Annotated in this window: 8 protein-coding genes and 1 other RNA gene; all 9 read left to right on the top strand. The window is 46.5% G+C overall.

The features are described 5' to 3' along the window. The first annotated feature begins 210 nt into the window (after window positions 1-210). The 9 genes from rho (at window position 211) to ACTHPG_RS27950 (ending at window position 7,291) form a co-directional block, all read left to right on the top strand. Window positions 211-1,536, top strand: a complete 1,326-nt coding sequence (rho, locus tag ACTHPG_RS27910) for a transcription termination factor Rho (RefSeq protein ID WP_440392526.1) — start codon at window positions 211-213, stop codon at window positions 1,534-1,536. 96 nt (window positions 1,537-1,632) lie between these two features. Then, window positions 1,633-2,907, top strand: coding sequence for a radical SAM protein (locus ACTHPG_RS27915; protein WP_440392527.1), 1,275 nt, complete (start codon window positions 1,633-1,635; stop codon window positions 2,905-2,907). Window positions 2,908-3,009: 102 nt separating this feature from the next. Then, on the top strand, window positions 3,010-3,207 hold the full coding sequence (gene rpmE, locus ACTHPG_RS27920) for a 50S ribosomal protein L31 (protein ID WP_036607255.1): 198 nt from the start codon (window positions 3,010-3,012) through the stop codon (window positions 3,205-3,207). Between the two features lie 149 nt (window positions 3,208-3,356). Then, window positions 3,357-3,624, top strand: an RNA gene (ffs, locus tag ACTHPG_RS27925) — signal recognition particle sRNA large type. Window positions 3,625-3,799: 175 nt separating this feature from the next. Beyond that, a complete protein-coding gene (gene dnaX, locus ACTHPG_RS27930; protein WP_440392528.1) occupies window positions 3,800-5,545 on the top strand; it encodes a DNA polymerase III subunit gamma/tau in 1,746 nt (581 codons plus the stop codon). Between the two features lie 41 nt (window positions 5,546-5,586). Next, entirely contained in the window at window positions 5,587-5,898 is a 312-nt protein-coding gene (locus tag ACTHPG_RS27935; protein WP_036607248.1) for a YbaB/EbfC family nucleoid-associated protein, read from the top strand. A 36-nt stretch (window positions 5,899-5,934) separates the two neighbouring features. Then, a complete protein-coding gene (recR, locus tag ACTHPG_RS27940) occupies window positions 5,935-6,534 on the top strand; it encodes a recombination mediator RecR (RefSeq protein ID WP_278297410.1) in 600 nt (199 codons plus the stop codon). 224 nt (window positions 6,535-6,758) lie between these two features. Further along, window positions 6,759-6,986 carry a DUF2508 family protein gene (locus ACTHPG_RS27945; RefSeq protein ID WP_440392530.1) on the top strand — a complete coding sequence of 76 codons (228 nt, stop codon included), beginning with the start codon at window positions 6,759-6,761 and terminating at the stop codon, window positions 6,984-6,986. 35 nt (window positions 6,987-7,021) lie between these two features. Continuing rightward, on the top strand, window positions 7,022-7,291 hold the full coding sequence (locus tag ACTHPG_RS27950; RefSeq protein WP_440392529.1) for a pro-sigmaK processing inhibitor BofA family protein: 270 nt from the start codon (window positions 7,022-7,024) through the stop codon (window positions 7,289-7,291). The last annotated feature ends 290 nt before the right edge of the window (window positions 7,292-7,581 follow it).

Genomic DNA, 7,581 nt, shown 5'->3' on the forward strand with positions numbered 1-7,581 from the left:
CCTCATTGCATCGTTCACTCAATAGCGGATCTTGCCGAATGTTGGCCATCCCACCCGGAAACTTACACTCAAAGACAAGTATTTGCATTATAACGGTTACATTCCGTACAATGGACAGAAGAGATTGTGGCAGATGCTGCACTCTATAGCCGGAACATCTAGCGAAACTATCCATCACACGGACTTATTAATTGAATAGGTGGTTATTATATGGATCTACAAATTTCCGATTTGGAAGAAATGAAACTAACGGACCTTTACAAACTGGCCAAAAAATATCAGATACCTTACTATGGTACGTTAAAAAAGAAAGAATTAATCTTTGCCATACTACGCGCACAAGCTGAACAGAGTGGACTGATGTTCATGCAAGGCGTACTCGAGATTTTGCCCGAAGGTTACGGATTCCTGCGGCCGATTAACTACTTGCCAAGTACGGAAGACATCTATATCTCAGCTTCTCAGATTCGCAAGTTTGACCTAAGAACAGGTGACCTCGTATCAGGCAAGTGTAGAACACCTAAGGAAAACGAGAGATACTTCGGTTTGTTGCAAGTCAACGCTGTGAATGGCGAGAATCCATCGGCGGCTGCAGAGCGACTTCACTTCCCGGCACTAACCCCACTGTATCCGCAGAAAAAACTGGTTCTCGAAACATCCCCCAACCATTTGTCCACACGAATTATGGATGTGCTCGCCCCGGTAGGATTGGGACAGCGCGGATTGATCGTAGCACCTCCCAAAGCGGGTAAAACGCTTCTCCTCAAAGAAATTGCCAACAGCATCTCAACTAACAATCCTGAAATTGAACTGTTTGTCCTGTTGATTGATGAACGTCCAGAGGAAGTAACGGATATGTCGCGTTCTGTAAAAGGGGAAGTTGTGGCTTCAACATTTGATGAACTGCCTGAGAATCATATCAAGGTGGCGGAATTGGTACTTGAGCGTGCGCTTCGTCTCGTTGAGGCTAAAAAGGATGTTGTTATCCTGTTGGATAGCATTACGCGTCTTGCCCGTGCATATAACCTGGTTATTCCACCATCCGGTCGTACACTTAGTGGTGGTATTGATCCAGCTGCGTTCCATCGTCCGAAGCGTTTCTTCGGTTCTGCCCGGAATGTGGAAGAAGGCGGAAGCTTGACGATCCTGGCAACTGCATTAATTGATACAGGATCACGTATGGATGATGTCATTTATGAGGAGTTTAAAGGTACGGGAAATATGGAGCTTCATTTGGACCGCAAACTGGCAGAACGCCGTATTTTCCCTGCAATCGACATTCGTCGCTCGGGTACGCGTCGTGAAGAAGTGTTGCTCAGCAAAGAAGAACTGGATACAATTTGGGCGATTCGCAAGAATATGAATGACTCCCATGACTTTGTTGAAGGTTTCCTGAAGAAACTTCGTAACAGCAAGACGAATGCAGAGTTTTTGGCGGCATTTGATTCGGCTGGTAATAGCCCGACAAGCAATTCGGGGACAACAACAACCCGTCGCACACCTAGACAGACAGCTACGTCAGGTACATCGACGTAACTGTCGTTTGAATAATCCCTTTCTTTTGCAGCTTTGCTGTGAATGGTACAATATACTCGTCGTTAGGTTTAACCCATTAGATGTGAGGAGAACATCATGTATTTAGTATACGCAGATGAAAAAGGTAATGTATTTGATCACCCTTCCCTGTACGGGCTTGCCCGCAGTGGAGATATGATCGTTGAGATTATGGAAGATGAGTTAATTCCTTTGCCGGAAGGTGCAACATTGGTTGGACTTCCAAGCACCCGGCCCATTGGTATGGACCCGGATACCGGTGAGATGCTGCCAATGCCAACAGACACACAGGCTGTAGGCGCGTTGCTTCCACAGGGATTCACTCGTTTGTGTCTCCCTGGTTATGTGAAGACGGATAAGGAATATAAGTTGCCGTTGTTCGGTTATTCCGCAGTAGTCTGGAAAGATGGCGGTTTCTATGTCACTGCTTCGAAGTCGGATAGTCCTGACCAATGGAACCCGCTTAACTGTGATCGTGACGATGTGCGTTCCGGGGTTAAACGGTTGACAGAGCAATACCCGGAGAACCGTCTTTACACCCATCTATCCAACTGTGCACTTGGATATGAATGTCTAACATCATCAAACACGTTCCTGAATCGTTGGGAAGGTGGAGTGCCGGTATCCTATTCATGCAATGCAGGTTGTTTCGGGTGTATCTCCGAGCAACCGGATGATAGCGGCTTTGTTTCCCCGCAGACACGTATGAACTTCCGACCGCGTGTGGATGAGATTGTAGAGGTTATGCTGGAACACCTGAAGACGCCGGAGTCCATTATTAGCTTTGGACAGGGTTGTGAAGGGGAGCCTTCCACGCAGGCCAAACTGATTATTGAAGCGATTCGCGAAGTGCGTTCCGTGACGGACATGGGGTATATCAACATTAATACCAATGCCGGTCTGAACGATCACATTAGAGGTATTGTGGATGCTGGTTTGGATCTGATGCGTGTAAGTACAATCAGCGCACTGGATGACCACTATAACGCCTACTATAAACCGCGTGGTTATACCTTAGCCAATGTTGAAAAGTCGATGAAATACGCAGCTCAGCAGGGTGTATACACCTCCATTAACTATTTGATCTTCCCTGGCGTAACAGATCGTGAAGAAGAGATTGAGGCAATGATTGAGTTTGCGAGAAGAACCGATCTGCGTTTGATTCAGATGCGTAATCTCAATATTGACCCGGAGAGCTATCTGGAGTTAATCCCTCCAGCTCAAGGTGATATCTTGGGTATGAAGCAGATGATTGAGATATTTGAAGAAGAGTTGCCTGATGTTGTGATCGGATCGTATACCCATGTTCCACCAGCTGGAATGGCACGTCCAAAACGGTTGATTACCTCTTAATAATAATGGATTGCAACAGGCACAAGGCCGTGTTATAATCTCAGAGTTGTGCCATTTACTCTGGGTCCGCTTGAGGCTCAGGGCGGAAAGAGGTGAAAGGTAATGAAAGAAGCAATTCATCCTAATTACACGATTGGTCAAGTATCTTGCGCTTGCGGGAATACTTTTGAGACAGGTTCGGTTAAAGACGGACTTCGTGTAGAGATTTGCTCCGCGTGCCACCCGTTCTTCACAGGTAAACAGAAGTTTATCGATGCTGGCGGCCGTGTTGATCGTTTCAAGAAGAAATACGGAATTTAATAGGACAATTCCTGGGAGTTGTCTGCTAATTTGCATCCAACACACCCCTGCTGATCTGGCAGGGGTTTTTATATGCTCTATGTCTGCATAATTGTTTCTGTGTCCCTTCTGGTTGCAATTTGGATAACCTTACGTTATACTATTTCTTACCGTGCTAGATGGGGAGGTAGCGGTGCCCTGTAACTCGCAATCCGCTATAGCGAGGTTGAATTCCTGCTAGAGGTTTTGTCGATGTGAGGTTTGGTCCCTGAACGTGGTGTTGACGGTTGGGTCCTCCGCAATGAGTACTCATGAACCTGGTCAGGTCCGGAAGGAAGCAGCCATAAGTGAGATCACTCTTGTGCCGGAGGGTTGCCTAGCCCGAGCTATTGTTCAGGGGTGCCACTTGGATCGCGAATATCGATAGCAGGTGCACGGCTTACCATTTAAATGTAGAGACCTTTGCAGTTGTATGTATGCAGAGGTCTTTTTGATATGTCTTAAAAAAACCAAGCATGAATGAGTCAGATAAAGTTTGGATTCACCCTGGAATATAGTATAATGGGGGAACGACAAAGGACTCGAATGCGAAGTGGAAGGAAGGTAACGCATCATGGAGCATATCGCGTTATACCGGGCTTGGCGTCCCCAGTCGTTTCAAGATATGGTGGGGCAACAGCATATTATTCAGACCTTGCAGAACGCGATTCGTGAACAGCGGACTTCCCATGCCTACTTATTTAGCGGGCCCAGAGGAACGGGAAAGACAAGTGCCGCCAAGATTTTGGCCAAAGCTGTGAACTGCGAGCGTGGGCCTGCGCCTGAACCTTGTAACGAGTGTGAAGCTTGCCGCAGGATTACGACTGGCGCTGTGATGGATGTGCAGGAGATTGACGCTGCATCCAACCGGGGCGTTGAAGAAATCCGTGATCTTCGGGAAAAGGTTAAATATGCGCCAACCGAAGTCCGGCAGAAAGTCTATATTATTGATGAAGTGCACATGCTGACGACGGAGGCATTCAATGCTTTGCTCAAAACATTGGAAGAACCGCCGCCACATGTAATGTTTATTTTGGCAACAACGGAACCGCACCGCCTTCCGGCTACCATTATATCGCGCTGTCAGCGATTTGATTTTCGCCGGGTTTCCCTGGAAGAACAGACGGCAAGACTTACGTTGATCTGTGAACAGGAAGGTATGGAAGCTGATCAGGATGCACTTCAGTACATTGCCCGTTTATCGGACGGTGGAATGAGGGATGCACTCAGTGTGCTGGATCAGATCTCTTCATTTACGGATGGTCGAGTAACGTACCAGCAGGTCATGGACATGACGGGCGGAATTGCTTCAGAGCAATTTGCTACACTGGCTGCTTCGCTGCTCAAGGGTGATGTTGGTCATATTCTGCAGATGATTGAAGGTTTCATGCATGAAGGAAAGAGTGCAGACAAGTGCATGGAGAATCTGCTGTATTATTTCCGTGATTTGCTTATGATTAAGATGGTACCTGATGCAGATAAACTGACGGACCGGGTACTTAATCCGGAATCTTTTCGTGATATGGCGGAGTCATTCACCAGGGAGCAACTGTTTCACATGATTGACACCCTTAATCGGTATCAGAGTGAAATGAAATATGCAGTGCAGCCACAGACATTATTTGAAGTTGCGTTGCTTAAACTGTGTAGTATTCCAGCTCAAGGCGAGGCTCCTGTTCAGGTGGGGTCTTCAGCTCATGCAGCACCTGCTGATGGTGGAGAGATCAACCGTTTGAAGCAGCAACTTGCTGAATTGGAGAAGAAGTTGGATCGTGCACTCAAGAGTGGATTGTCTGGCGGGGAAGGTGCTTCAAGCGCTCCATCGCGTCCGGCAACACGGGCCCCTGTATCGAGAGGCAACTCGCCTGCGAAGCTTCCTGCACAGTTGGATCAGTATGTTGCGCGCAAGGGAGCTCCTGAGTTCGCAGAGATCAGCAAAAAATGGAGTCAGATTCTGCAACGAGTGAAAGAAGAAAGGGTTACCGTTCACGCCTGGTTTGTGGATGGTGAGCCGGTATCCTTGCTTGAAGACAATGTGTTGGTTGCCTTCAAAAACAACATTCACCGTGAAACAACGGAGAAGCAGGCGAACCGCGAAGTCATTGAGCGGGTGTTGTCCGAACAACTTGGGCGTCCTGCACGATTGGTGACGATGATGCTCAAAGACTGGACCGGAGCAATGGAGGGAGCTTCTGAAGCGCCAAAGGAGGACTTTAAGCTTGAACCTGAGCATGAAGACGGCGGTTCAGGCAATAAACAGCCTTGGATTGATGAAGCTATCCAGCTCTTTGGCGAGGACCTTGTAGTGATCAAAGAATAATGCGCACAGCGCGATAACCATAACAAAGGAGATGAACAATTATGAATAACATGAACCAAATGATGAAACAAGTGAAGAAAATGCAGGAGCAAATGCTGAAGGCACAAGAGGAATTGGCAGACAAAACAGTCCAAGGTACATCTGGTGGCGGTGTAGTGACGGCTGAAGTTAACGGACACAAGAAATTGCTTGCTATCACGATCAAACCTGAAGCGGTAGATCCGGAAGATGTTGAAATGTTGCAGGATCTTGTTATGACTGCTGTTAATGATGCAATGGCCAAAGCCGATGAGATTGCCAACAAGGATATGGGCAAGTTCACAGGCGGCATGAATATTCCGGGATTATTTTAATTAAAAAATTGATCCTGTCAAAGGAGACATAATCGATTGTATTATCCCGAACCAATAGCCAAGCTGATTGATGCCTTCACCCGGTTGCCGGGTGTAGGTCCCAAGACGGCAGCGCGTTTAGCTTTTCATGTGCTTAACATGAAGGAAGATGACGTTATTGATTTTGCCAAAGCACTCGTAAGTGTGAAGCGTAATCTCCATTACTGTTCTGTATGTTGTAATATCACCGATACGGACCCGTGTCGCATCTGTCAGGATAAGTCCAGGGATGGCTCTGTAATCTGTGTGGTTCAGGATTCGAAAGATTTGGTGGCCATGGAGCGGACCAAAGAGTTCGATGGATACTATCATGTGTTACAGGGTGCGATTTCACCTATGGAGGGAATTGGCCCGGACGATATTCGGTTGAAGGAACTCCTGATTCGATTGAGTGATGAACGTATAAAAGAAATCATCTTGGCGACAAACCCCAATATTGAGGGTGAGGCTACAGCAATGTACATCTCCCGCTTGGTACGCCCGTTTGAGATCAGCGTGACCCGTATTGCGCATGGATTGCCTGTAGGTGGCGATCTTGAGTATGCGGATGAAGTGACCCTTTCCAAAGCGTTGGAAGGACGCAGGGAGATGCGTTAGTGTGTTCAATCTGAATTGTGCTGTGCACTTCCTTGGATACTAAATGAGTTTCAATGTGCAAGGAGAGCCCTAGGGCTCTCTTTTTTTTGTGAAGAAATTGAATACCCGAGTTCTAAGTTTGTCCTTTCCCTGATAAGTATGAGAATGTGCTGTGCTAATCAGGAGGAGGAGAGTTCATGTTTATGTGGCGAAATACACGGAAATCGATAGAGAAACACAACAGAATGTTGAGGGAGCTTGAGGAGGGTCAGATCTATACAGATATTCAGATGGCTAAGCAGGAGTGGGAACGGGCTATGAGGCAGTTTGAAGATGCACAGGGGCAGGATGAGATTGATTATGCCATTTATGTATTGGAGGCAGCTGAGCGAAAATACCAGATCCATTTGAGAAGAGCGAAGCGAGCCAAAATTAATGATGCCGTTGCTTCAGAGCGAGGGGTTAGTATGTAGAGTCGGGTTTACATTAAACATGGAGGTGTACCATTATGAAGAGTATTATACTGGGGAGTGTGTTGGTTGTATCATTACTGGGACTTATCGTTGTATTATTCAGAAAGCGGATAGGGTTATCGGTTTTCACGTCATTCGGAATTCATCTGGTGCTTGCTGCAGTGGGGATATACATCGTGAATTATTCCGGATGGATTACAGGAACCTACATCCCGCTGAACCCTGCGACAATAGGGACTGTGACTGTTTTGGGACTGCCAGGTGTGGGGCTATTATTGGGTTTGAAAATTTCTTTGTTTGGATAGTTGACTCCTAGGATATTTATATGGTACATTATATCTCGTTGCTTTGCTTGCTTGGTTAGATGCCTTAGATGAAATGAAGAAGTTCATTGCGAGCTTCGAAAAAGAATTTCAAAAAAACACTTGACCAAAACAAACGAAGTATGATATATTATAAAAGTCGCCGCTGAGAGAAAATGGTGACAAAAAAACAAGTTTGATCTTTGAAAACTGAATAACGAGTGAGTAAACATTCTGCTTGCAGAATGAACGCGAAAGTTCGAAACAAGCCTTGGCTTGAATCGGCTGGAGCA

The organism is Paenibacillus sp. SAF-068, from assembly GCF_051967555.1.
GTDB lineage: Bacteria > Bacillota > Bacilli > Paenibacillales > Paenibacillaceae > Paenibacillus.